The organism is Amycolatopsis speibonae, assembly GCF_042647925.1.
GTDB lineage: Bacteria > Actinomycetota > Actinomycetes > Mycobacteriales > Pseudonocardiaceae > Amycolatopsis > Amycolatopsis speibonae.
This window is the reverse complement of sequence record NZ_JBHRWK010000163.1, coordinates 41,516-64,693: the sequence shown is the minus strand read 5'-3', so window position 1 is coordinate 64,693 and position 23,178 is coordinate 41,516. Positions and strand designations below refer to the sequence as shown.

The window sequence follows — 23,178 nt, the reverse complement described above, 5'->3', positions numbered from 1 at the left end:
GGTTGTGATCAGGCGCCCGGCGGACGCTCCCGCACCACGCAGGTCAGCCGCGCCGTGCACGAGCGGCGCCCCTGGTCGTCGGTCAGCACGATCTCGGCGGTGACGGTCCCGCGACCGACGTGCACCGGGGTCGCGACGCCGGTGACCCGCCCGGACCGGACCGCCCGGTGGTGGGTGCACGAGAGTTCGAGCCCCATCGTCGCCTTGTCGGTACCGGCGTTGAGGGCGCAGACCATCGAGCCGAGCGCCTCGGCCACGACGGCGTTCGCCCCGCCGTGGAGGAGGCCGTACGGCTGGAGGTTGCCCTCGACCGGGATGCTGCCCACGACGCGTTCGGGCCCGAATTCGCTGATCTCGAGCCCGAGCTTGTCGTTGAGCTGCTGGCCGGCGTAGGCCGGGTCGATCCCGGCGAAGGATTCGAGGGCTTGTTCGGTCACGCAAAGCTCCTTAACAGACACGACAGGTAGGACTGTCAGACCCTCACCCTAGACTCGCTCCCGTGAGCCCGAGTGAGAACACGACCGTTGCCAACGCCACACCCGCCACCGCACAGGCCGAGCGGCCCAAACTGCTGCTGATCGACGGCCACTCGATGGCGTATCGCGCGTTCTTCGCGCTGCCCGCGGAGAACTTCAAGACGAAGACCGGGCAGACGACGAACGCGGTGTTCGGGTTCACCTCGATGCTCATCAACCTGCTGCGCGACGAGGCGCCGACCCACCTCGCGGTGGCGTTCGACCTCTCCCGCAAGACGTTCCGCTCGGAGACGTTCGCGGAGTACAAGGCCAACCGCAGTGCCACGCCGGACGAGTTCAAGGGCCAGGTCGGGCTGGTCGAGGACGTGCTCAAGGTCCTCGGCATCCCCGCGCTGACCAAGGAGAACTACGAGGCCGACGACGTCATCGCCACGCTCACGACACAGGCGACCGCCGAAGGCTTCGACGTCCTCATCTGTACGGGTGACCGTGACGCGCTCCAGCTGGTGACCGACCAGGTCACCGTGCTGTACCCGAAGCGCGGCGTGTCGGAGATGACCCGCTTCACGCCCGAAGCGGTCGAGGAGAAGTACGGCCTCACCCCGGCGCAGTACCCGGATTTCGCCGCGCTGCGTGGCGACCCCTCGGACAACCTGCCCAGCATCCCGGGTGTCGGCGAGAAGACGGCCGCGAAGTGGATCAGGCAGTTCGGCTCCTTCAACGAGCTGATCGACCGGGTCGACGAGGTCAAGGGCAAGGTCGGCGACGCGCTGCGCGAGCACCTCGGCGCGGTGATGCTGAACCGTCAGCTCACCGAGCTGATCCGCGACGTCGAACTGGAGCTCGGCCCGACAGGTCTCGAGCTGCGCCCCTGGGACCGCGAGGCCGTCCACGCGCTGTTCGACGAGCTCGAGTTCCGCGTCCTGCGTGACCGCCTCTTCGCCACCCTGCAGAGCGCCGAGCCCGAGGCCGAAGAGGGCTTCGAGGTCAGCGGCGCGAAACTCGCTCCGGGCGCGCTCACCGAATGGCTGTCCGCGCACACCGGGCAGGACGCGCCGGTCGGCCTGGCGTTCCGCACCACCGGCGCCTCGGTCCGTTCCGACCTGAGGGCCATCGCCTTCGCGGCGGCGGACGGCGAAGGCGCGTACGTCGACGTCACCGCGATGGACGCCGAGGACGACAAGGCGCTCACAGCCTGGCTCGCCGACGAGAAGATCCAGAAGATCGGCCACGAGGTCAAGGTCGCGCTGCACGCCGTCCAGGCGCGGGGCTGGACGTTCGCCGGGCTCGTCATGGACACCGCGCTCGCGGCGTACCTGGTCCGTCCGGGCCAGCGCACCTTCGAGCTCGACGACCTGGCCCTGCGGTACCTGCACCGCGAGCTGCGTTCCGAGGCCGACACCGGGGACGGGCAGCTTTCCCTGCTCGACGGCGGCGGCGCCGAGGACCTGGAGCTGAAGGAGATCCAGGCCGAGCTGGTCAAGGCCCGCGCGGTCGCGGAACTGGCGGGCGCGCTGACCAAGGAGCTCGAGGAACTCGGCGGCGCGCAGCTGCTCGTCGAGCTGGAACTGCCGCTGCTGCAGGTGATCACCGGACTCGAGGCGGCGGGCATCGCCGTCGACATCGAGCACCTGACGAACCTGGAATCGCACTACCTCAGCCGGGTCACCCAGGCCGCGGACGAGGCGTACGCGGTCATCGGCAAGCAGGTCAACCTCGGTTCGCCGAAGCAGCTCCAGGTGATCCTGTTCGACGAGCTCGGCATGCCGAAGACCAAGCGCACCAAGACCGGGTACACCACCGACGCCGAGGCGCTGCAGAGCCTGTTCGAGAAGACCGAGCACCCGTTCCTGCAGCATCTGCTGGAGCACCGGGACGCGACCCGGCTGCGCACCACGGTCGAAGGCCTGATCAAGGCGGTCGCCGACGACGGCCGGATCCACACCACGCTGCTGCAGACGATCGCCGCCACCGGACGGCTCTCCTCGGTCGACCCGAACCTGCAGAACATCCCGATCCGCACCGAGGAAGGCCGCCGCATCCGCGACGCGTTCGTCGTCGGCGACGGGTACACCGAGCTGATGACGGCGGACTACAGCCAGATCGAAATGCGGATCATGGCGCACCTCTCGCAGGACGAGGGGCTGATCCAGGCCTTCAACAGCGGTGAGGACCTGCACACGTTCGTGGCGTCGCGCGCGTTCTCGCTGCCGCCGGAGGAGATCACGCCGGAACTGCGGTTCCGGGTCAAGGCGATGTCGTACGGCCTTGCGTACGGGCTTTCGGCGTACGGGCTTTCGCAGCAGCTTCGGATTTCGACCGAAGACGCCAAGGAACAGATGGAGGCGTACTTCTCCCGCTTCGGCGGCGTGCGCGACTACCTCCATTCGGTCGTGGGCGACGCGGCGAAGGTCGGTTACACCGAAACGATCTTCGGCCGCCGCCGGTATCTGCCGGACCTCAACAGCGACAACCGCCAGCGTCGCGAGATGGCCGAGCGGATGGCGCTGAACGCCCCCATCCAGGGCAGCGCGGCCGACATCATCAAGGTCGCCATGCTGAACGTCCACAAGGCGCTGACAGAGGCGAAGCTGAAGAGCCGCGTGCTGCTGCAGGTCCACGACGAACTCGTCCTCGAGGTCGCCGACGGCGAACGTGAGCAGCTGGAAGCGTTGGTGCGCCAGGGAATGGGCTCGGCGTACGAACTGGCCGTGCCGCTGGAGGTCTCGGTCGGGTACGGCCGGTCTTGGAACGACGCCGCACATTAAAGCGCGCATTAGGCCTCGTGAGTGGTAATGACGGTCAGAACCGTCATTACCACTCACGATCGGCAGGGTCCTTCGGGTGACTTCCGAGCGCAGACGCCGGCGGGTGCGGCTGCGCGATCACCGTGGGCGGATCCTGGGCGCCGGGACCATGCTCGACGGCGAACACCTCCTCACCTGCGCTCACGTGATCGAAGGCCACGACGGCGTCACCGTGGATTTCGTGGCGCTTCCGGTGCTGAGCCCGGAATCGCCACTATCGTCGCGCAGGCGGAGCCCATCCCTGATCTGGTACAACCCGGCCCGGCTGACCGGGATCCGCCCGACGACGTTCGAAGGTCTCCGCGCGTTCTCCGCTGGGCCGACCGCCACGGCGGCACGCCCTGGTGTGTCGGGATGGGCGCCCCGCCCACTTCGGGCTGGCCGGGAACCGACTGGATCGAGGACATCCTGCTGCATTCGGCGTCGCCCGAGAAGTACTGGCAGTAGGCGTCCGGCAGCCTGGCGTGGACCTCGCCGGAGGTCAAACAAGCCTGGCTGGACTGGGGTTCCGTGCTCGAACCCGCCGCGATCCGCGGTGGTTCCGCGGCCGCGCTGCTGACCGACTTCGGTGACGCGGGCAAGCCGATGTTCACCGACCCGCCGGGCTGCGCGCTCGAACACCAGGCGTCGTTCATCATGAGCCGGTACCAGAACTTCAAGCGTTCCGACGTGTCGTTTCCCCAGCCAGGCATCGACTTCGACTTCCTCTTCTTCCCCGGGCGTGATGTCTCGGAGGTCGCGGCCGACCTGGCGGGGATGTTCAAGAACACTCCTCAGGCGCGGAAGCTGATCGAATACCTGGCCTCGGAGAAGGCGCAGCGGATCTGGCCGTCGATTCCCCGCGCGAACGCGTTCTCGGCCAACCGGAAGCTCGGTCTCGACGTCTACCCGGACCGGGTGAGCCGGAGGGTCGCGGACACGATCACGTCGGCGTCGGCCCTGTGCTTCGACGCCTCCGACCTGATGCCCGCGTCGATGACCGGCGCGTTCCGCCGCGCCGTCCTGGAGTACCTGAGCAACCGGGACCGGCTGGACATCCTGCTGAAGCAGCTCGACGACGTCAAGAACAGCATCCAGCCCGGCGAGTGGCTGAAAATCCCGTGTGGACAGTGAAGGAGCAACGGTGAACGACCTGGCGCGGTTCCCGTTCGAAGGCGGCGGTTCGGTGATCGTCGAGATCGACCCCGTCCGCGGCACCTCCCGCGTCTCCCGGCGCGACGACCTGATCGACTTCGAGGTCAAGCTGAAGTGGGTCCGGGAGACCGAAGACACGTGATCGGAGCCGGAACACACGCGCTTGGAGCCGGATCTCGCGTGATTAAAGCCGGAACACGCGCCGCACCGCGAGATCCGGCTTTAATCACGCGTGATCCGGGTTAGCGGCCGAGGCCCCGGATCAGCACCATCACCGATTCCCGTACGTCGGCCCGCGTCCGCGCCGGCTGGAACACCTGCCAGTCGAGGGCGACCACCAGCATCGTGCCGAACAACCCGGCCGCTGCCGTCGGGATCTGGACGCCGTCGGGCAGCCGCCCGGCGGCGTCCAGCCGGTGGAGCTGGTCCCGCACGATCGAGATGATCTGCTCGCGCAGCAACGTCAGCGTTTCGTGCCAGGTGCCGGGCGTGCGCCACATCTCGCTCACCAGGATCTGCGAGAAACCGGGGTATTCGGCGATGAACTCCAGCGTGCCGTCCACCTGTGCGGAGATGACGTCCATCGGATCGCCGTCGCCGGTGGCCGCGCGCAGCCGGTCCGCGAGCACGCCGACGCCGTAGCGCAGCAGTGCGTCGACAAGACCGTCTTTGCTGCCGAAGTTGTAGTAGACGGTGCCTTTGGCGACCTTCGCCTCGGCCGCGATGTCGTCGACCGTCAGCCCGACGAGACCGCGGCTGGCGGACAGTCGCAGCGTCGCCTCGAACAGCTTCTGCTTCGTCGCCTCACCCCGGGTGGTCACAACGCCAGCTCGGGTTTCAGCGCCGAAACCGTCCAGGTGCGCCGTTTCCGCGCCGCCAGGGTCGAAACGAGGATCGCGCCGACGAGATACGCCACCAGGACACCGATGTCACCCAGGATCTCCATCGAGGCGCCACTGTAGAGCAGGTGCCGGAACCCGTCGATCGCGTAACCCATCGGCAGCACGATGTGCAACGGGTACAGCGCGTCCGGGATGGTCTGCCAGGGGAACGTGCCGCCCGCGCTCACCAGTTGCAGCACCAGCAGTACCAGACCGAGGAACTTCCCGACGGCGCCGAAGAACGAGTTGAGCGCGTGCACCACGGCGGTGAAGGTGAGCGACACCAGTACGGCGAACCCGATCGCACCGAGCGGATGCGCGACGTCGATGCCGACCAGCCAGGTCACCGCGCCGAACAGCACGATCACCTGCGCGATCCCCAGCAGCGCCGAGGACAGCCAGCCGCCGAGCGCGACCTTGAACGGCGACGCGCCGGCGGTCAGGGCGCGGGTGGAGAGCGGGCGCAGCAACAGGAACAGCACGAACGCGCCGATCCAGGTGGCGAGCGAGATGAAGAACGGGGCGAGGCCCGCGCCGTAGGTCCCGGCCGAGGCGACGCCGGAGGAATTGACCGCGACCGGGTCGGCGATGGTGTTGGCGGTCGCCGCGCGGGTGGGGTCGTCCGGGTTCGGGATCTCCTTGAGCCCGGCGGCGAGCCCGTCACGCAGTTTCACCGCGCCGTCGGCGAGCTCGGTCGTCCCGGTGACGGCGGACTTCTCGCCGTCGTTCAGCTTCGAGGCGCCGTCGCGGATCTGCGTCGAAGCGTCGGCGGCCTGCGCGATCCCGCTGGTCAGCTGCGGCGTGGCCGAGGCCAGCTGGTGCGCGCCGTCGGACACCTGCCGCGCGCCGGAAGCGAGCTGGACGAGCTGGCTGTTCGCGCCCTGGATCTTCGTGTTCGCCTGGTCCACGGGCGATCGGAGGGTGTCGAGGCGGCTCAGGATCTCCTGGACCTTCGCCTCGGGGACTTCGGCGGCGCGCAGGTCCTGCGCGAGCTGGGTGCGGTAGCCGTCGAGTTTGCCCTGGATGTCCCCGGACGCCGTCGCCGCGAGCGAGGCCGCGTCGGAGACCTTCTGGTTCCCGTCGGCGACCTGACCGGCGCCGTCGGCGAGTTTCTGCGTCTGGGCGGGGAGCTGGGCGGTACTGGATTTCAGGGTGCCGAGCCCGGTCGCGAGCTGGGAGCTGCCGGACGCGAGCTGATTGGCGCCGTCGGCCAGCTGCTGCTGGCCCGTCTTGAGCTTGCCCGCGCCGTCCGCGAGCTGCGAAGCGCCTGTCGAGGCCTCCTGGATCTTGCCGTAGATCGTGGAGAAACCGACCAGGAACTTGTCCGCGGCCTCGCTGCCGACCTTCTCCGCGATCGTCTTGCGGACCTGTTCGGCCACCTGTTTCGCGATGGTGCCCGACAGATAGTTGTTGGCGTCGTTGGTGGTCAGCGTGATCGTCGCCTGCTGGGGCTGGAGGTTGCCCGAGGAGAGCAGCGCCGTGGAGAAGTCACGCGGGATGCCGATGGCGAACGAGTAGTTGTCGTCGCGGACACCCTTGAGGGCCTCGTCCTGCGAGACCTGGTGCCACTGGAACGTGCCGGACTTGACCAGTTCGTCGGTGACCTCGCGGCCGACGTTGCGTTCCACGCCCGCTGAATCCTTCGCGCCGGCGTCGGAGGTGAAGACCGCGGCGGGCAGCTTGTCCAGGCGCGAGTACGGGTCGTAGTTCGCGTAGAGGTAGAAGGACGCGTAGAGCAGCGGCACCAGGACGAGCGCGACCATGGCGAGCTTCGGCAGGGTGCCGCTGCTCAGCCGGCGCAGCTCGTTGGCGGCGATCCGGACGGGGTTCATTCCTGGTCTCCTGAAGTCTTCTCGGTTTCGTCCGCCACGGTCGCTTCGAGCGTCGTCTCCGCCGGGGTTTCGACGGGAGCGCAGCGCACCGGATCGGGTTGCTCGAGCGCGCCGCAGAGGGCGGGCTTCTCGGGCAGGGCCGAAACCGGCGTGGTGGCGGTCAGCACGATGACGGCGAGGCCGCGTTCGGCGTACTCGCGGGCGAGCCGCGCCCAGCTGTCGACGTCGCTGGTGTGCCTGTCCGGGGTGTCGAGCACGAGGACGCCGACGTCCTTGCGGCCCGCGGCGAGCGCGGTGAGCAGCCGGGTGCGCGTCACCGCCTCGATGTTCTCGAAGCGGGTGGTGGCGAAGGCGGCGGCGTCGTGCTCGGCCAGCCAGCTCGCGACGGCGGCCTTGTTCGCCGGGCGCTTCGCCAGTTCGAGTTCCTCCCCGACGACGACCTGCAGCGACAACGCGCCGTCCGGTTCGCTCACGCCGGGGGCGTCGACGACCGCGACGACCTTGTGCGCGTCACCGCCTTCGACGGTCACCGTCCCGGTCGCGGGCTTCAATCTGCCCGCCAGCGCCAGCCCGAAGGCGGTGACGCCGACTCCTGGCTCGCCGTGCACTATCGCCAGCTCACCGCCCGAAACGGTGAGCGAAGTAGGCGACAGCAACGTGCCGTGGGGTCCGGTCACGGACACCCTGTCGGCTTGAACCCGCACGAAGAACTCCCAGGTCGGTGACTCGCGGAACTTTTAAACTGACTGGTCAGTTCAAAAGTTAACCCTGACCTGGGAGGTGCACAACCGTGGGGGGCCCACGTCACACGCAAGAGTGACGAAACCTCCGCAAACCGGACGGCTGACTGTGCCTTTCGGCTAGCTGTGCGTTTCGGCTAACGCAGGGCGGAAGCCGGGTGGACCTCCCAGGACGTCCACAGTGGACGATAACCCTGCCGGTGCCAGAACACCGAGGAGAGCGGGTTGGTCGGGTTGTAGTAGAGGTACGTGCCGTCGGCGCCGTCGGCGGAGAACTCCTTGTGCACCACGGCCATCAGGCCCCGGCCGAGCCCGCTCCCGCGCAGGCCCGGCACGGTGACGACGTTGTTGACGTACCCCCAGCGGCCGTGGGGGAGCAGTTCGGCCTCGGCGGACCCCGGTGACGAGGTGATCCAGGCGGCGTGCGCGAACGCGGCGATCTCGCCGTCCCGTTCGGCCAGCCACAGCAGCGGGGTGTCCTTGTCGAGGGCGCGTTCCAGTGCCGGGGCGAGCAGTTCGGCGGCGTTCGGACGGTGCCGGGTGGCGACCTGGCCGATGTAGTCGTGGGTCGACACGGCCATCGCGAGCACGTCGTCGAAGTCTTCCTTCCCGGCCCGGCGGACGGCCGCGCCGTCGTCGGCGGGGTCTTCGCGGTGGCATCCGGTGCGCACGGCGAGCGCGGACATCGGCACCAGCCCGTGGTCGAGGAAGGCGCGGATCGCCTCGGCGTCCCGGCTCGGCCAATTCACCACGCAGGACGAATCCTCGCCGGGTGATTCGGCGTCCATCCACGTCCGCCACGCGCGCAGCAGCACGTCCATGCCCTCGGTGCCGGTGTTCCCGACGAAGGGGAACAGCTGGCGCACGTCGGCGGCGGACCAGAGCAGGGGGATGTCGTCCGGACCGTGCAACTGGCGCTGGACCACACCGGTGACCTGGACGCCCGACGCCGTGGCCGCGTCCACCCGCTCGCCGACGACCGGGGGCGGGGCCGCTTCGGGCAGCAGTCTGTCGACCGTCGCGAACCGTGTGCGGTGCGCGTCGAGCACCGTCTTCTCGATTTCCATCCCGTCCCCAGGGTCGGCCGCGCCCGTCACCACTACCGCAGGGCCGCGGCGGGACTCGCCGCCCACGTCGTCCACAGAGGACGATAACCCTGCCGGTGCCAGAACACCGGCGAAAGCGGATTGGCCGGATTGTACGAGACGAAGGTACCGCGCGACGACGGCGAGAACAGCTCGTCGTGCGCGACGGAAGTCAGCGCGCGCCCGATCCCGCGTCCTCGCGCGGCCGCGGTGACCGCGAGCGTGCCGAGATAGCCCCACTCGCCGGGCGGAAGCCGTCCGGCCAGTGAGTCGCCGGGGATCGGTGAGCGCTTTCCACTGGTCACGATCCCCACCGTCACGCCTTCCTCTTCGGCGATCCAGACGCGGCCGCCGAACTGCAGGCCGCGCCGCACCTCCTCCGCGAGCAGGGCCTTGGCCCCGGGCCGGACGACACCGTGGCCGACGAACGAGGTGTAGTGAAGTTCTTCGAAACGAAGAGCGACGATCTCCTCCAGATCGCCGCCGGTGGACTCCCGGACGAGCACGCCGGGCACGGAGTACGCCTCGCCCCCGGCGGGCGCGCGGACGGCCAGCGCCAGTTGCGGCGCGAGCCCGTGGTCGAGCAGGGCCCGCGCGACCACGACGTCACGGCTGGGCCAGGTGAGGACGCACGACGAATCGGGTTCGGCGTCGGCGCGCCCGATCCGCTCGCGCCAGGCGGAGAGCAGCGCGCTCATCCCCGCGCCGGCCTCGCGAGGGAGGACCGCGGAGAGGATCTGCAGATGCGCGGGGCTCCAGAGCCGTTGCCAGGAACCCGCCGCGAACCGCACGTGCGCGATCGTCCCGGCGGCGCCGCCCGCCGCGAGGGGCACTCCGGGCGGGAGCGGGGACGGCGGTGGGAGCAGCGGGTCGAGCGCGGCGAACCGGGCCCGCTGCGACTCCGCCGCCGAGGTCATCCCCGTTGGGTGCAGAAGATCGCGGTGCCGGGGAAGAGCTTGCCGCGCAACGGGCTCCACTGTCCCCAGGTGCGGGAGTGGCCCTCCGGCCAAGCGGGTTCGATGAGGTCCGTGAGCGCGAAACCGGCGTCGGCGAGCGCGCGGACGTAGTCGCCGATCGTGCGGTGGTACTCGACGTAGGTCGCGACGCCCTCTTCGTCGACCTCGACGTAGGGCGTGCGGTCGAAATACGGCTGGGTGACGGTGAGGCCCTGCGGTCCGGGGTCGTCGGGGAAGATCCAGCGCATCGGATGGGTCACCGAGAACACCCAGCGGGCGCCCGGCCGGAGTACCCGGTGCACTTCGGCGAACACGACGTCGACCGACGCCACGAACGGGACGGCGCCGAACGCCGAGCACGCCGCGTCGAAGCTCGCGTCGGCGAACGGGAGCGACTCCGCCGTCGCCTGCACGAGCGGGACGGGGGTGCCGGTGCGCTCGTTGCCCTCCTTCGCGTGCCGCAGCATGCCCGCCGAAAGATCGGTCGCCACCGCCTCGGCGCCTTGCGCGGCGAGCCAGCGCGCGCAGGCCGCCTGCCCGCAGCCGACCTCGAGGATCCGCTTGCCGGCGACTTCACCCAGAAGTGCGACGTCGGCCTCGCGGACGCCTTCCGGGCACCAGACGAAGTCCGCGTCGCCGAGGAAGCCGCCGTGAGTCGCCTGGTAGTCGTCGGCGTCGGCGTCCCACCACGCCAGGTTGGCGGCCGTCGCCTCCGGTGCCGAGACCGCCCGGTAGGCGACCCCCGTGGTGCCGAGCCGTTCCTCGGCCTGTGCGTGCCGTTCGGGCTCGGTGACGGACTGCTGACTCAAACCGATATCCTTTCCCCAGGTCAGGGCTGTGGAGGAGAGCTTATCCGCCCGCCGTGATCGCGGTAGGCACCCTGATTGTGCCGTGTACAGGGGGCCGCGTAGGATATCTGTTAGCGCAGTGGGTTCGCGCTACTCTTTCCCCCGGTTCGCTCAGCGTCCGGGTCAGGGGGTCGCGTACCGGATGCGGTGATGCTCGCGGTCGTTCCCTGTGGACGTTTGCAGATGTGGTCGCCTCATGCCGGAAGAGCCCATGGTGCCCTAACCGCAAACCCACTACTTCCCATCCACCGGAGCAACCCGCCTAATGACGACCGACACCGCCACCGCCCCGACCGCCCCCATTGGGGCCCCGCAGGTCGCTATCAACGACATCGGGTCGGAGGAAGATTTCCTCGCAGCGATCGACAAGACGATCAAGTACTTCAACGATGGCGACATCGTCGAAGGAACCATCGTCAAGGTTGACCGTGACGAGGTCCTGCTCGACATCGGCTACAAGACCGAGGGTGTCATCCCCTCGCGTGAGCTCTCCATCAAGCACGATGTCGACCCGGCTGAGGTTGTCACCGTCGGCGATGAGGTCGAAGCTCTTGTTCTCCAGAAGGAGGACAAGGAAGGCCGTCTGATCCTGTCCAAGAAGCGTGCGCAGTACGAGCGCGCCTGGGGCACGATCGAGGAGCTCAAGGAGAAGGACGAGCCCGTCAAGGGCACCGTCATCGAGGTCGTCAAGGGCGGCCTCATCCTGGACATCGGCCTGCGCGGCTTCCTGCCCGCGTCGCTGGTCGAGATGCGCCGTGTGCGCGACCTGCAGCCGTACGTCGGCCGCGAGCTCGAGGCGAAGATCATCGAGCTGGACAAGAACCGCAACAACGTGGTCCTGTCCCGCCGCGCGTACCTGGAGCAGACCCAGTCCGAGGTGCGCAGCGAGTTCCTCAACGCGCTCGCCAAGGGCCAGGTCCGCAAGGGCGTCGTGTCGTCCATCGTCAACTTCGGTGCCTTCGTGGACCTGGGTGGCGTCGACGGCCTGGTGCACGTCTCCGAGCTGTCCTGGAAGCACATCGATCACCCCTCCGAGGTCGTCGAGGTCGGCCAGGAGGTCACGGTCGAGGTTCTGGACGTCGACATGGACCGCGAGCGCGTCTCGCTGTCGCTGAAGGCGACCCAGGAAGACCCGTGGCGTCAGTTCGCCCGCACCCACGCGATCGGCCAGATCGTGCCGGGCAAGGTCACCAAGCTCGTTCCGTTCGGTGCGTTCGTGCGCGTCGAAGAGGGCATCGAGGGCTTGGTGCACATCTCCGAGCTGGCCGAGCGCCACGTGGAGATCCCGGAGCAGGTCGTCCAGGTCAACGGCGACGTGATGGTCAAGGTCATCGACATCGACCTTGAGCGTCGTCGCATTTCGCTGTCGCTGAAGCAGGCGAACGAGGGCGTCACGCCGGAGACCGAGTTCGACCCCACTCAGTACGGCATGGCCGCCGAGTACGACACCGAGGGGAACTACATCTACCCCGAGGGCTTCGACCCGGACACCCAGGAGTGGCAGGAAGGCTTCGACAAGCAGCGTGAGGAGTGGGAGCGTCAGTACGCCGAGGCTCACACCCGCTACGAGGCTCACATGAAGCAGGTCGTCAAGGCCGCCGAGGCCGACGCCGAAGCCGCGGCCGACGCCGCGACCGGTGTCACCTCCGGTGACTCGGGCGAGCAGAGCTACACCTCCTCGGCTCCGGCCGAGGCCAAGAGCGGTGGCACGCTCGCCAGCGACGAGCAGCTCGCGGCTCTCCGCGAGAAGCTGTCGGGCGGCGCGTGATCCAAGCGCTCAGCCAGTAGCTGACAGACAGCGGCCCCGGTCCACTCGGACCGGGGCCGCTGTCTTTGTCCGCATCCAGAGGACTGAACGCGTACGAGAAACCCCGCGTTCAGAGGACTGAACGCGGGGTTGGGGGAGAAGCGGGTCAGGAAGTGGCTGGCCGGACGGCCGGCACCCAGATGCGTTCGAGGGCCGCGGCGCGGGCCTTGCGGCGGAGTCCGGCGAAGCTGTGCTTGGCGGGAACCAGGAGCGCGCTCAGCCACGTGCGCCGGTATTCGGCGAGGGCCTCGGACACCGGGCGATGGAAGACACAGTGCACCAGCCCCGGCGATCCGAGCCGGTGCCTTCCGACGTGCTTGCTGTCTGCCATCTTTCCTCCGTGTGGGCTACCTTCGCCGCGCACGGTACGCAACCGAGCTCCCAAATCCGCGTAACCGCCCGGCGTGTCACTCGAAATGGTTGAGTCGCGCGTCACGATGATCTTGCCTTTTGCATCCTTCTGTGCCGGACGTACCCATTCGGTGACCCTGCGCGGTCGCCCCTGATCGCGACACTAGGCTGATCGTCATGCTGCGTGTGGGCCTGACCGGCGGGATCGGCGCCGGAAAATCGACGGTGGCGAACCGGCTTTCCGAGCACGGCGCCGTCATCGTCGACTCCGACAAGATCGCCAGGGAGGTCGTCGAGCCGGGGACACCCGGTCTCGCCGGTCTCGTCGAGGCGTTCGGGGAAGACATCCTCGCTCCCGACGGTTCGCTCGATCGCGCCGCGCTCGCCGCGAAGGCGTTCGCCGACGAGGAGTCCCGCAAACGGCTGAACTCGATCGTCCACCCGAGGGTCGGCGCGCGGACGGCCGAGCTGATGGCGGCCGCGGCGCCGGACGCGATCGTCGTCCACGACATCCCCCTGCTGGTCGAAGGCGGCCTCGCGCCGATGTACCACCTCGTCGTCATGGTCGACGCGCCGGAAGAGGTCCGGGTCCGCCGTCTGGTCGAGTCACGGGGGATGCCCGAGCCCGACGCGCGCGCCAGGATCAAGGCGCAGGCCACGACCGATCAGCGCCGGGCGGTGGCCGACGTCTGGTTCGACAACAGCGGAGCACCCGACATCGTGCTCGCCGACGTCGACGCGCTGTGGGCGGACAGGCTGACCCCGTTCGAGGCGAACGTGCGCCTCCGGAAGCCGCGTGCGCCGATGTCACCCAAGATCGCGCAGTACGACCAGACGTGGCCTGTGCAGGCCGAACGGGCGCTCGCGCGGATCCGCTTGGTGGTGGGTGGCAACGCCGTGCGGGTCGATCACATCGGTTCGACCTCCGTGCCGGGGCTGCCCGCCAAGGACATCCTCGACCTCCAGCTGACGGTGTCCACTTTGGACAAGGCCGACGAGCTGGCCGACGCGCTCTCCGACGCCGGGTTCCCGCGCGCGGAAGGCGAGTGGTTCGACGACGCGCACGGAGAAGAGGGCACCTGGCCGAAGCGGTTCCACTTCGGTGGCGACCCGCGCCGTCCGGTCAACCTGCACGTCCGCTCGCAGGAGACGCCGGCCTGGCGGCTCGCGCTGCTGTTCCCGGAGTGGCTGCGGCGGAACCAGGACGAACGCGACGCCTACGCGGCGGTCAAGAACGCCATGGCCGCGAAGCACGCCGGTGACGGGACTGTCGAGCGGTACACCGACGAGAAGCAGGTCTGGGTCGACGCCGCGTTCGCGCGGGCCGACGCGTGGGCGGCTTCGACGGGCTGGACCCCGTAGGCTTCAGTCCCTGGTCAGACTCGGAATTCCCGCAGTCCTGGCCACGCGGCCTCCCAGGTTTCGGTCCGGCCGGTCACCAGCCAGATCGGCATCCCGCGGCTCACGTTGCGGACGCCGAGAGCGTTGTCGACCCGGGAAACGATCCGGGCGTCGGTGAACGAACGCCGCAGCCGCGCCGGATCGGGTCCGACGAACAGGACGTTGTCCGCGGTCGCGGGCGGCCTGCCGAAGTACCAGAACCCGCGGCTCGGGCTGTACGCGGCGGGAAGCCCGTAGTCGGGGCCGTACCTGTCGAGCGCTCCGGCCTGCCAATACCCGGTCGTGACGAGGGTGGTGCGCGCCTGCTGGTCCGGCGGGAGCCGGTGATAGGCGTCCGCGACCGATCGGGCGAGATCCGGCCAGCCGATCTCCTCCAACGCGTACGCCGGACGCGGGACGTCCCGGCCTTCGGCGATCCATGTGACAGGCCACACCGGCAGCGCGTAGGGGAGGGTGTACAGCGCGGAGAGCAGGAACACCGGCCAGGTCGGGATCCAGCGGAACCACAAGGACGGCTTCAGCTGTCCGAAGTGGACGGCGGCGCCCGCCCAGAGGACGCCGAACATGCCCGCCGCGTAGTAGTACCGGCCGTTGGACAGGATGAACAGCGCGATCACGCCGACGGCGGCCCAGCCGAGGAACCGGAACTCCCGTAACCTGGCCGAGAACAGCAGGACCCAGAGTCCATAAAGGACGCCGACGACGCCGATGCCGAGGCCGGCCCCGGTCAGCAGGGCGGGCAGGAACCCGGCGCGGCCGCTCCAGCCGCCGGTGGTCTCGTGCGCGATGACGTCGCCCATCTCCAGTTGCGGCCAGCCGTTCGCGGCCTGCCACCAGAGGGTGGGTATCAGCGAGAGCGCGGCGACGCCCGCGCCGATCCAGAGTTCGGTCCTGCGCAAGAGATCCCGGGGCCCGAAGAGCAGGAGCGCGACCCCGGCGGCGACCCAGAACGTCGCGATGAGGAGTTTGACGTTCAGCGCGACGGCGGTGGCGACACCCAGCCACAGCAACAGGTTGTCGTCCCGCGTCCGCATCCACCGCACCAGCAGCCACGCGATGAGCGCCCACAAGGCCGGGTCGATCGTCGAGGTGGCCAGATAGTGCCCGCTCCCGAGGAACTGGCCGCAGATCGCGTACGCGGCGGCGGCGCGGGTCTGCGCCCGGCGATCGCCGCCCATCTCGTAGGCGATGAGCCCGGTGAACACGACACCGGACGCCGTCGCCAGGACGGCGGGGAGGCGGAACACGAAGACGTTGCCCGGCGCGAGCGAATCCATCGCCAGCGCCAGGAAGGGGAGCACCGGCGGCTGGTCGGCGTATCCCCAGGCCAGCCGCTTTCCGGCGGAGAGAAAGTACAGTTCGTCGCCGAAGTAGCCGTATCGCCCCGCCGTCGCCAGCAGGAGCGCCGCGGCCGCCGCGGCGAGCAGCGCCACCGGGAGCCGGGCGAACGCCGCACTGGACGCGGTCGGTGTTTCGGCCGCGCTGGCGGCTTCCATCCATTCCTCGCAGATCCCTCGGGTGCCGGTCCTCTCGCACCCTACGTGCCACCGGCGTGGCGCGTCGGTGGCGAGCGGACCGTGGTGAAGTACGGCACACCGGCCGTCAGTGCCGTCGCCACCCGAGTGTGACGTCCTTTGTGGACAGCCAGCCGCGCAGATCGTGGCCGTGGGCGGCAAGTCCGTCCACGGTCCGGTGACTGACGTCCAGCGCTCGTTCGCCGTCGGCGGGGGAGAGCAGGCCGGAGGTGACCGCGGCGAGGAGTTCGTCGATGTCGATCACCTGGACGGATTCCTTGTCCTTCAGGACGAGATCGAGGTAGAGGTCGGTGGCGACCCAGACGCCGTCCTCGCGGCGGACGTCGGCGACGTCGAGGTAGAAGTCCTGATCGCGTTCGTGGCCGGGGTTGAACCAGAAGTCGGTGATCCGCAGGCCGAGGTCCGGCAGCAGCCAGGACTCGAGGTAGTGGAACTGCCTCCGCCCTGGGGCCGGCCGCGCCATGTAGAGGCCGAAGGGCTCTTCGCGGTATTCCTCGACGTCCCTCACGATCCCTTTGGGATCCGTGTTGGTCTTCGCGGCCGGATCGAAGTACTCGACCTTGGGCGGATGCAGCGCGGTCATGCGCCCATCTTGGAAGGCTCCGGCGTCCACGACCACCGCCCAACCGGGTGGACGATCACGGTTTCAGGGTTTCGGAGGAGTAGCGCCGCCCGGCCGGATAGGGTGCGCTGGTTCCGCCATTGGGGTGAGTGGGAGTCGACGTATGTTCGGGATCATCAGGCCGTGCCGTCACCGGCTTTCCGCAGGTCTGCACGCTGATTGGCTCGCCCATCTCTGCGGGCTCTGCCTGGCGTTGCGGGACGAACACGGACATCTCGCCCGAATGGTGACGAACTACGACGGCTTGATCGTTTCCGCGCTCGTCGAGGCCCAGTCGCCGCGTGCGGAGGGACGGCGCGACGCCGGTCCTTGCCCGCTCCGGGCGATGAAGGGAACGTCGGTCGCGAAGGGCGGAGGTGCCCAGCTCGCGGCGGCGGTCTCGCTGGTGTTGGCGTCGGCGAAGATCAGCGACCACGTCGAAGACCGTGACGGTGCCTTCGCGCGGCGTTCCGTCGCTCTCGCCGCGAGGCGGGTGGCGACGCGCTGGGCGGGCCAGGGGAGCCGCACGGGCATCCGGGTCGGCTTCGACACGGCGGTGCTGACCGAGGCCGTCGACCGGCAGGGCGAGATCGAACGCGCCGTCCGTCTCGGCGATTCGGCCGTGCTCGCCACCGAACCCGCCGAACTGGCGACGTCGGCCGCGTTCGCGCACACCGCCACGCTGGCCGGACGCCCGGAGAACGCCGCGCCGCTGGCTGAAGTGGGACGCCTGTTCGGCAGGGCCGCGCATCTGCTCGACGCGGTCGAGGACCTCGCCGAGGACGAGGCCGCCGGCGCGTGGAACCCGCTGACGGCCACCGGCACCGGGCTCGCCGAGGCGCGAAGACTGTGCGACGACGCCGTGCTCGGCGTCGAACTCGCCCTTCGCGAGGTGACGTTCGACCAGCCCAAGCTCGTCCACGCGCTGCTGGTGCACGAACTGCGTCAGGCCGTCCGGCGTTCGTTCGGGCACGGCCTCATCGGTCACGGTCACGGCCCGCAGCAGCCACCGCCCGGCTGGATCGGGCCCGGGCCACTGCCGCAACAACATCCCCACCGGCCCCATCAGTCTCACCCGTCCCAGCAGTACCCGCAAGGCGGCTATCCGCAGGGCGGCCACCAGGCACCGCCCCCGCCGCCGGGCGCTCCCGGTGGCGGAGGTCCGCCCCAGGAGCCGCCGAAGAAGAAGAAACACGGCGGCCCGCCGACCGACGGTCAGGGTGGTTGCTGCTGGACGCCGAAGTTCCGGGTGCCCGCCCAGCCGAGGGGGTTCTTCTTCGGCTGCGCGGCGGCCACCTACATGTGCTGCTCGTGCCAGTTCTGCTGCCGTGATCCGTTCCCGGGCCCGTGGAGCGGGAAGCCGCACGAGGCCGTGTGCAACAACTGTGACGGTTGTGACTGCTGCGACTGCTGTTCCTGCTGTGACTGTTCCTGCTGAGCCGACCAGGCGAAACGGAAACTGTCGGACCCAGCGCCTACTCTGGTCGTCGTGGCTTTCGCATCCGAACACCCCGTACTCGCCCAGTCGGACCACCGGCCCGTCACCGACATCCCCCGGACCGGCGGCCGGTTCGAGGTCGTCAGCGACTACAAGCCCGCCGGTGACCAGCCGGCGGCCATCGACGAGCTCGAACGCCGGGTCAACTCGGGTGAACGGGACGTCGTGCTGCTGGGCGCCACGGGTACCGGCAAGTCGGCGACGACGGCCTGGCTGATCGAGCGCGTCCAGCGTCCGACGCTGGTGATGGCACCGAACAAGACGCTCGCCGCGCAGCTGGCGAACGAGCTGAAGGAGCTGTTCCCGCACAACGCGGTCGAATACTTCGTCAGTTACTACGACTACTACCAGCCCGAGGCGTACATCGCGCAGACGGACACCTACATCGAGAAGGACTCGTCGATCAACGACGACGTCGAGCGGCTGCGGCACTCGGCGACGATGAACCTGCTGTCCCGGCGCGACGTCATCGTGGTCGCGAGTGTCTCGTGCATCTACGGCCTCGGCACCCCGCAGTCGTACCTGGACCGCTCCTCGAAGCTGAAGGTCGGCGAGCAGCTCGACCGGGACGTCTTCCTCCGCGCGCTGGTGGACGTGCAGTACACCCGCAACGACATCGCCTTCGCGCGCGGCACCTTCCGTGCCCGCGGCGACACGGTCGAGATCATCCCGGCGTACGAGGAGCTGGCGATCCGCGTCGAGTTCTTCGGCGACGAGATCGAGAAGCTGTACTACCTGCACCCGCTCACCGGCGACATCGTGAAAGAGGTCGACGAGGTCCGCATCTTCCCGGCCACGCACTACGTCGCGGGCCCGGAGCGGATGGAGAAGGCCATTCACGGCATCGAGGCCGAGCTGGAGCAGCGGCTGGCCGAGCTGGAGAAGCAGGGCAAGCTGCTCGAGGCCCAGCGGCTGCGGATGCGCACCGCGTACGACATCGAGATGATGCGCCAGGTCGGATTCTGCTCCGGCATCGAGAACTACTCGCGGCATATCGACGGCCGCGAGGCCGGGACGGCGCCCGCCACGCTGATCGACTACTTCCCGGACGACTTCCTGCTGGTCATCGACGAGTCGCACCAGACCGTCCCGCAGATCGGCGGCATGTTCGAAGGCGACATGTCGCGGAAGCGGAACCTGGTCGAGTTCGGTTTCCGGCTGCCCAGCGCGGTCGACAACCGGCCGCTGACCTGGGAGGAGTTCACCGACCGGATCGGGCAGACGGTGTACCTGTCGGCGACGCCGGGGCCGTACGAGATGGGGCAGGCGGGCGGCGAGTTCGTCGAGCAGGTCATCCGGCCGACCGGTCTTGTCGACCCGAAGGTGGTCGTGAAGCCCACCGAGGGCCAGATCGACGATCTGGTGCACGAGATCCGCGACAGGGCCGAGAAGGACGAGCGCGTCCTCGTCACCACGCTCACCAAGAAGATGTCCGAGGACCTCACCGACTACCTGCTGGAGCTGGGTATCCGGGTGCGGTACCTGCACTCCGAGGTGGACACCCTGCGCCGGATCGAGCTGCTGCGGCAGCTGCGCGCGGGCGATTTCGACGTGCTGGTCGGCATCAACCTGCTCCGTGAGGGTCTCGACCTGCCCGAGGTCTCGCTGGTCGCGATCCTCGACGCGGACAAGGAAGGCTTCCTCCGCAGTGGCACGTCGCTGATCCAGACGATCGGCCGCGCCGCGCGAAACGTGTCGGGCGAAGTCCACATGTACGCGGACAAGATCACCGACTCGATGCGGCACGCCATCGACGAGACCGATCGCCGCCGCGAGAAGCAGGTCGCCTACAACGAGGAACGCGGCGTCGACCCGCAGCCGCTGCGGAAGAAGATCGCCGACATCCTCGACCGCGTGTACAGCGAGGCCGAGGACTCGGAGGAGACGGTCGCCGTCGGCGGTTCGGGCCGGAACGCGTCGCGCGGCAAGAAGCCCGAGCAGGGTGACCGGGTGCGCAGCTCCGGGATGCTCGTCGACAAGGACGTCTCCGGGATGCCGCGCGCCCAGCTGGCCGACCTCATCCAGCAGATGACCGACCAGATGATGCAGGCCGCGCGCGACCTGCAGTTCGAACTGGCCGCCCGCCTGCGGGACGAGGTCTCGGACCTCAAGAAGGAACTCCGCGGCATGGACGCGGCCGGCATCAAGTAGCCGCCGGGCAGCTCACTTGTGTCATGAAAGGGTCGTTCAGGACGAAAGACGTCCTGAACGACCCTTTCATGACATCCGGGGCGTCAGAGGCGCGGGCGCTCCACCATCGTCAGGTCCGCGTCGAAGTCCGGGAACCCGGCAGGGACCGAACGCGTGCCGACGCCGGGCGAAACCGGGGGCAGCCCGGCCCATCGCCGCACGGTGTTCGTCGCTTCGGCGGCCTGGGCCGCGGGAAGCTGCGAGATCCGGGCGCCGTGGTTACCGCCGGGCACGGTATAGCTGTAGGAGTCCTTCGTGCCGAAGCCGAGCTGGAACGGCTCCGCGCCCCACGGGTCGTTCCCGCCGTAGACGAACAGCAGCCGCTTCCCCTGCGACTTCACCCAGAAGTCGACGTCCGGCATCGCCAGGTGGTCGAACCGGGGGATGTCGACCGACTTCGGCACGAACGTCCGCGACACGTTGAGGCCCGGGTAGCGCAGCAGGTCCCGGAGATAGCTTTCGTAGGACTCGGGGGAGCCGAGCTGGTAGGCCGCCTGGAAGTAGTAGGGGACATAGATCTCGAGGTTCTGGTCGGAGTAGGTGTTGAGGCTCTCGACGCGTTCGAACCAGGCGTAGACCTGGGCCGCCGGGGCACCGGCCTTCGGGACCGTCGCGCAGTCCGCCTGCTTCTGGTACTGCCAGAAGGCGAAGTACGAGTCGATCACCGAGATCTCCAGTGACACGTCGGCCGAGCCGACGGTGGTGAACGTGTAGCCGTTCTTGGCCGCGTCGGCGGCGGCGAGCGCCGTGAACTCCGAACGCCGTGTCAGCACGTCACGCTGGATCGCCTTCAACGCCGAACGGCAGGCCGGGTCGTCGCCGACGTTCGCCAGGAACCGGTTGTACCGGTCGTGCGAGTTGACGACATCGTTGGGCGCGACGTAGGGGATCGTCGCGTCGACGTCGTTCGGGAAGAACCTACGGAAGTAGGTCGCCGTCATGCCGCCCTTGCTGCCGCCGGTCGCGAGCCACTTGCCCGGATAGATCCGCTTGAACGCCTCGACCGCGCGGTGCTGGTCGGCGGCGGCCTGCCAGATCGTCAGCTGCTTGCCCCAGTTCGGCCGCTCGGGCCGCGAAGGGGTGAAGAACCGGTACTCCATCGACAGCTGATTGCCGTCGACGATCTGCGTCGGCTCCGAGCGGTTGGCCGCTTCCGACACGTTGTATCCGCTCGTGTAGACCACGGTCGGCGAGCGAAATTCCTTGTGCAGCAAGGTGAATCGCTGCTGGAAGGTGCCGGCGCCCGGCCTGCGGTGGTCGACGGGCTGGGTGTAGGTGAGTTTGAAGAACCGGTACCCGGTCGGTGCCGGATTCTCCGAGACGACGGTCAGGCCGGGGATCCGCCCCAGCGCGTCCTTGATGTCCTCGGGTGCCGCCTGCGCGGCCGGGGTCAACCCGGCCAGTGCGAGAACGGTGATCGTCAGAACCGACCACGCGGCCGTGAGCTTCCGCATCCATGCCCTCCCCATCGGGACCTGTTGAGCGGTCGGATACTCACAGAGTCCCTGCCGGTGGGCAATCACCTATCCGGACGGTGTCCCGATCATCGGGACATCTCACTTCGCGCCGCGAAGCACCCTTTCGACGTAGGCCTTGATGGCGGCGAGCGCCTCGGGGGAGCTCCACAGTTCGAGGACGTGGGCGTCGTCGCCGGTGCGGTGTTCGGCGATCCGCTCGTGGAACGGCCGATGCAGCTGTGCCTTCGTGTGCGCGTACGCGGCGGAGGGGATCTCGGCGAGCTTCCTGGCGACCTCGACCGCCCGTCCCACGACGTTCGCGGGCTCGGTCACCTCGTTCACCAGGCCGAGCCGGAGGGCGTCTTCCGGCAGGTGTGTCTCGCCGAGGAACGCGAGTTCGGCGAGGACGTCGGCGCCGAACCCGGAACGCAGGATCTCCAGCGCCGCCAACGGGAACGGCACGCCGACGAGCAGTTCGGTGATCCCGATCCGGCTCGGGCCGTCGGCGAGGACGCGGCGGTCGCAGGCGGCGGCCAGCACCGCCCCGCCGGCGATCGCGTGGCCGTTGACGGCCGCGACCACCGGTCCGGGGAAGCCGAACACCGAAAGGAACGCGTCCGACAGCGCGGGCAGGAAGTCCTCGATGTAGCCCGCGCCGCCGTCGTGCACCCGCCGCAGGTCGACGCCCGCCGAGAAGATGCCGCCGGTGCCGGTCAGCACGACACCGCGACAGCCGCCCAGCTGGACGTCTTCGAGCTTGACGATCAGTTCCTGGCAGAACTCCGTGTCGAGGGTGTTCGCCTTGCCGTGCTGCAGGGTGACGACGGCGATCCCGCCTTCGTCGTCCACGCGGATCGAAGAGGTGGCCATGAGCCCGACCGTACCCGAGCCGGTGGAGATCTACAGTGGACTGCTCAGTCCGGGAGGCGCACGGTGATCGTCGGGCTGAAGGACCGCTTGCGGTTCCAGCCGGACTCGGCGCCGATGCTCAGCTGGATCGCCTTGTCGGCGGGCGCCCAGTAGCCGGTGCGGACGAAGTACGCGTCCATCGCGCACAGCCTGCTGCAGGACTTGCGGTTGCAGATGGTCTCCCAGCCCCACTGCCTGCCGCTCTCCTCGACGCCGTTGCGGCGGACGAACAGATGGGGGTTGCCGATGTCGCGGCAGTAGGTGCTGCCCTCGGAGATGTAGAGGACGCCGTCGATCTTGTAGAACCGCTTGTTGTCGAGCAACGTCACCTGACCCGTGGCGGCGAATCCCACCCTGCCGCCTTTGTCCGCTGTCATCGTCCAAGCAAGAGAGAATTCCTGGACCGGGATCTCGAGTGACTGGGTCATGGTCACGTCCCCGCTTTCTGCTCGCTTCGGCACCTTTCCCCTGAAGATAAGGATTTCCCGGAGGTCTCCGAAGATGAATGCGAACTTTTCACCCGATGAGTCGATGATCGGAAAAATCAATGGTCTCATGCGCATGAAACACCGATTACCGGCGCCAATGGGTGAAGGTCGCCACGGCCAGTGAAAACCGGGGCCCACCAAGGAAGAGGATTTCGTCTTCCCGGTGGACCCCGGCGGTTTTC

20 protein-coding genes are annotated in these 23,178 nt (G+C 68.7%); 7 read left to right on the top strand and 13 right to left on the bottom strand.

The genetic code is table 11. The features are described 5' to 3' along the window. Positions 1-8: 8 nt before the first annotated feature. Entirely contained in the window at positions 9-437 is a 429-nt protein-coding gene (locus ACFOSH_RS44310) for a PaaI family thioesterase (protein ID WP_093933444.1), read from the bottom strand. 62 nt (positions 438-499) lie between these two features. On the opposite strand from ACFOSH_RS44310, the gene polA reads away from it, so the two are divergent. The 3 genes from polA to ACFOSH_RS44295 all read left to right on the top strand — a co-directional run bounded on the left by polA (position 500) and on the right by ACFOSH_RS44295 (position 4,559). After that, complete coding sequence (polA, locus tag ACFOSH_RS44305; RefSeq protein ID WP_378247885.1) at positions 500-3,244, top strand: DNA polymerase I; 2,745 nt, start codon at positions 500-502, stop codon at positions 3,242-3,244. Positions 3,245-3,793: 549 nt separating this feature from the next. Continuing rightward, positions 3,794-4,396: a hypothetical protein gene (locus ACFOSH_RS44300; RefSeq protein ID WP_378247883.1), complete on the top strand. Its 603-nt coding sequence runs from the start codon at positions 3,794-3,796 to the stop codon at positions 4,394-4,396. A 10-nt stretch (positions 4,397-4,406) separates the two neighbouring features. Further along, positions 4,407-4,559, top strand: coding sequence for a hypothetical protein (locus ACFOSH_RS44295; protein WP_378247881.1), 153 nt, complete (start codon positions 4,407-4,409; stop codon positions 4,557-4,559). A 100-nt stretch (positions 4,560-4,659) separates the two neighbouring features. Here ACFOSH_RS44295 and ACFOSH_RS44290 read toward each other — a convergent pair whose 3' ends face one another. The 6 genes from ACFOSH_RS44290 to ACFOSH_RS44265 all read right to left on the bottom strand — a co-directional run bounded on the left by ACFOSH_RS44290 (position 4,660) and on the right by ACFOSH_RS44265 (position 10,720). Beyond that, the gene (locus ACFOSH_RS44290) at positions 4,660-5,238 is read right to left on the bottom strand and encodes a TetR/AcrR family transcriptional regulator (RefSeq protein WP_378247879.1); all 579 of its coding nucleotides are present in this window, start codon (positions 5,236-5,238) and stop codon (positions 4,660-4,662) included. Next, positions 5,235-7,130 carry a YhgE/Pip family protein gene (locus tag ACFOSH_RS44285; protein WP_378247877.1) on the bottom strand — a complete coding sequence of 632 codons (1,896 nt, stop codon included), beginning with the start codon at positions 7,128-7,130 and terminating at the stop codon, positions 5,235-5,237. Before ACFOSH_RS44285 ends, ACFOSH_RS44290 begins: the two co-directional genes overlap by 4 nt. Next, on the bottom strand, positions 7,127-7,834 hold the full coding sequence (locus ACFOSH_RS44280) for an ATP-binding cassette domain-containing protein (RefSeq protein ID WP_378247875.1): 708 nt from the start codon (positions 7,832-7,834) through the stop codon (positions 7,127-7,129). The genes ACFOSH_RS44285 and ACFOSH_RS44280 overlap by 4 nt, the downstream gene beginning before the upstream one ends. Positions 7,835-8,007: 173 nt before the next feature. Beyond that, positions 8,008-8,937, bottom strand: a complete 930-nt coding sequence (locus ACFOSH_RS44275; RefSeq protein WP_378247913.1) for a GNAT family N-acetyltransferase — start codon at positions 8,935-8,937, stop codon at positions 8,008-8,010. 32 nt (positions 8,938-8,969) lie between these two features. Then, positions 8,970-9,872, bottom strand: a complete 903-nt coding sequence (locus tag ACFOSH_RS44270; RefSeq protein ID WP_378247873.1) for a GNAT family N-acetyltransferase — start codon at positions 9,870-9,872, stop codon at positions 8,970-8,972. After that, the gene (locus ACFOSH_RS44265; protein ID WP_378247871.1) at positions 9,869-10,720 is read right to left on the bottom strand and encodes a class I SAM-dependent methyltransferase; all 852 of its coding nucleotides are present in this window, start codon (positions 10,718-10,720) and stop codon (positions 9,869-9,871) included. The genes ACFOSH_RS44270 and ACFOSH_RS44265 overlap by 4 nt, the downstream gene beginning before the upstream one ends. Positions 10,721-11,024: 304 nt before the next feature. Between ACFOSH_RS44265 and rpsA the strand changes: the two genes are divergently transcribed. Beyond that, positions 11,025-12,527, top strand: a complete 1,503-nt coding sequence (gene rpsA, locus ACFOSH_RS44260; RefSeq protein ID WP_378247869.1) for a 30S ribosomal protein S1 — start codon at positions 11,025-11,027, stop codon at positions 12,525-12,527. Between the two features lie 145 nt (positions 12,528-12,672). Here the strand turns inward: rpsA and ACFOSH_RS44255 are convergent, their stop codons facing one another. Beyond that, the gene (locus ACFOSH_RS44255; protein WP_378247867.1) at positions 12,673-12,897 is read right to left on the bottom strand and encodes a hypothetical protein; all 225 of its coding nucleotides are present in this window, start codon (positions 12,895-12,897) and stop codon (positions 12,673-12,675) included. A 197-nt stretch (positions 12,898-13,094) separates the two neighbouring features. Between ACFOSH_RS44255 and coaE the strand changes: the two genes are divergently transcribed. Continuing rightward, positions 13,095-14,279: a dephospho-CoA kinase gene (coaE, locus tag ACFOSH_RS44250; RefSeq protein WP_378247865.1), complete on the top strand. Its 1,185-nt coding sequence runs from the start codon at positions 13,095-13,097 to the stop codon at positions 14,277-14,279. Positions 14,280-14,293: 14 nt separating this feature from the next. Here the strand turns inward: coaE and ACFOSH_RS44245 are convergent, their stop codons facing one another. Together ACFOSH_RS44245 and ACFOSH_RS44240 are read right to left on the bottom strand one after the other, a co-directional pair. Next, the gene (locus tag ACFOSH_RS44245) at positions 14,294-15,814 is read right to left on the bottom strand and encodes an ArnT family glycosyltransferase (protein ID WP_378247863.1); all 1,521 of its coding nucleotides are present in this window, start codon (positions 15,812-15,814) and stop codon (positions 14,294-14,296) included. 106 nt (positions 15,815-15,920) lie between these two features. Beyond that, positions 15,921-16,436 (bottom strand): DUF402 domain-containing protein, encoded by a 516-nt coding sequence (locus ACFOSH_RS44240; protein WP_378247861.1) that lies wholly within the window; start codon positions 16,434-16,436, stop codon positions 15,921-15,923. A gap of 142 nt (positions 16,437-16,578) precedes the next feature. On the opposite strand from ACFOSH_RS44240, the gene ACFOSH_RS44235 reads away from it, so the two are divergent. After that, positions 16,579-17,892 carry a DUF5685 family protein gene (locus tag ACFOSH_RS44235; protein ID WP_378247859.1) on the top strand — a complete coding sequence of 438 codons (1,314 nt, stop codon included), beginning with the start codon at positions 16,579-16,581 and terminating at the stop codon, positions 17,890-17,892. 51 nt (positions 17,893-17,943) lie between these two features. Next, positions 17,944-20,103 (top strand): excinuclease ABC subunit UvrB, encoded by a 2,160-nt coding sequence (gene uvrB, locus ACFOSH_RS44230; protein ID WP_378247857.1) that lies wholly within the window; start codon positions 17,944-17,946, stop codon positions 20,101-20,103. 83 nt (positions 20,104-20,186) lie between these two features. Here uvrB and ACFOSH_RS44225 read toward each other — a convergent pair whose 3' ends face one another. The 3 genes from ACFOSH_RS44225 to ACFOSH_RS44215 all read right to left on the bottom strand — a co-directional run bounded on the left by ACFOSH_RS44225 (position 20,187) and on the right by ACFOSH_RS44215 (position 22,936). Then, positions 20,187-21,596: a S28 family serine protease gene (locus ACFOSH_RS44225; RefSeq protein WP_378247855.1), complete on the bottom strand. Its 1,410-nt coding sequence runs from the start codon at positions 21,594-21,596 to the stop codon at positions 20,187-20,189. A gap of 102 nt (positions 21,597-21,698) precedes the next feature. Continuing rightward, positions 21,699-22,469 (bottom strand): enoyl-CoA hydratase/isomerase family protein, encoded by a 771-nt coding sequence (locus tag ACFOSH_RS44220; protein ID WP_378247853.1) that lies wholly within the window; start codon positions 22,467-22,469, stop codon positions 21,699-21,701. A gap of 44 nt (positions 22,470-22,513) precedes the next feature. Further along, positions 22,514-22,936 carry a hypothetical protein gene (locus tag ACFOSH_RS44215; protein WP_378247852.1) on the bottom strand — a complete coding sequence of 141 codons (423 nt, stop codon included), beginning with the start codon at positions 22,934-22,936 and terminating at the stop codon, positions 22,514-22,516. Between the last annotated feature and the right edge of the window lie 242 nt (positions 22,937-23,178).